Below are 1667 nucleotides of genomic sequence, written 5' to 3'. Positions count from 1 at the left end.
GTACGTGCGGGCTTTGAGGATGCGAAAGGCAACCTGATGGGCGCCATCGAACGCGCGGTGATCGGCAAGACCGGCAAGGAAGTCACAGCGGTCTTTGCCAACGCACCAGGGCCATTGGAGTTGTTGCCGAGCGCTTCTTATCCGCGGGGCTGGCTGCGTGTCCAGACCAGCGAGTACCGGCAGGTGATGGCGTTGCCGATTGCTTCGGACGAGCCGCTCAAGACTTATCGTAGCGAAATGCAGTTGCATAAGACCTTGGGAACAACAAGGCCAGCAGCGCCAGTAGCTGTAGGCGATCCCTTGTATGACATCTACGCCCGCGAACCTGATGCGTGGTGGCGCCTGTTGAACCCGGAGTGGGTCAATCCTGCAAACAAGAAATATGAAGGCTACAACCCGTATGGGTTGGCAACGAAGAGAATTGCCGAAGCGCAGAGCTTTCACAGGAATATCCAGGGCCTGTACCATCCGACCACCTACGCTAGCTATGGCGCGGACCCTTATCAAAAAGCCTTCGGTGCAGTCACGTATCGGGTGAACGCAACAGGCCTAAAAGGATTCGGCGATCCGCTTTCATGGAGGCTTATCAGTGAAGACGGGGAAGGGCGCATTGTGGTTCGCGCCGAGAATCGTCACACCCTGCAACTCAGACTTGAGCCGCCCATTGATGCCGGCGATCAGACTGTTCCCAGCGACGCATCAGCATCGCGTGTGCGCGGCACAGTAGTCTTCCGGCAATCCGGCTATGAGCACCAGAATAGTTACAACAACGACAAGGTTCTCGCATCATTGTTGTATTCGCTCGTCAAGATCGCCAATACCGCACCGTGGTGGAAATCATGAGCGACTGCGGAAAATTTGTTGCCATGCTGGCATGTCTGCTGTTGGTTTCTTGCCAGCCATATTCATACAAGGAGAACGGTGTGCCGCACGAAGTCGAACTGTCACCACGCCTGCAAGCCCTGTTCGGCAAGACCCGACAGGTCTGCTTCGGAAGATATGTCCTGGAAGTGCCAGCCGAAGCGAGATTGATATTCGGACCGCAGGATTTTCCCGGGAAGATTGTGACGCACGTTGCTGCAGCAGACCGCTTGACTGAAATGGCGGACGCCTACCGCAAGAAGATTCTGGACAAGGATGACACAGCGAAGATCACCTATTTCGGTCGAAGTGCCAAAGTGGAAAGCATAGAAATCCGCTACTACGAAGACGACTTATCCGTGAAATACGGTCTTGAGGGGGCACACACCTTTGCCGCAGCGGGCAATCATTTGTACGAATGGTTCTATGGCGGAGAAGAGATTGCGCCGCTCGTTCGCGGCTTGCGCGCCCGCGACAACGCAGAAATACCAAAGGACCCCGGCGTTTGCATCGACCACGGCTTCATCGTGGACAGCAGCGGCGTACACCAGGAAATCATGCGGGCAGGCATCGCCATCCCCAGCCTGCCGGACGTCAGCTTTTCAGTCGACTCCAACAAGCTGGCGAGCGTGGACGGTGCAAACGGCGAAGGGCTGCTTGCTTCCATCGCGGCGCAGAGAGCGGACCTGGGCAAGCGCTATCCGAAGCTGACTACCCTGCGCGAAGGCAAGCGCATTGTCGGCGTCTGGCAAGGAGAGGAGTCCCTGGTCCGCCGCGCGGACGGTACCCACGATTTCGAGTGGGAA

At 57.0% G+C, this 1667-nt stretch carries 1 protein-coding gene and 1 pseudogene; both read left to right on the top strand.

The window, feature by feature from the left end; translation table 11 throughout:
- A pseudogene (locus E1J61_RS35810) lies at positions 1-843 on the top strand (hypothetical protein); the annotation flags it as partial.
- On the top strand, positions 840-1667 hold an 828-nt coding region (locus E1J61_RS35805; protein ID WP_133098513.1), incomplete at its 3' end, for a T6SS immunity protein Tli4 family protein. The pseudogene E1J61_RS35810 and the gene E1J61_RS35805, both read left to right, overlap by 4 nt.

This window comes from Cupriavidus sp. L7L, from assembly GCF_004353535.1.
Classification (GTDB): Bacteria; Pseudomonadota; Gammaproteobacteria; order Burkholderiales; family Burkholderiaceae; genus Cupriavidus; species Cupriavidus oxalaticus_A.
Note: the sequence above shows the minus strand (reverse complement) of the source record. Positions and strands in the feature narration are given on the sequence as shown.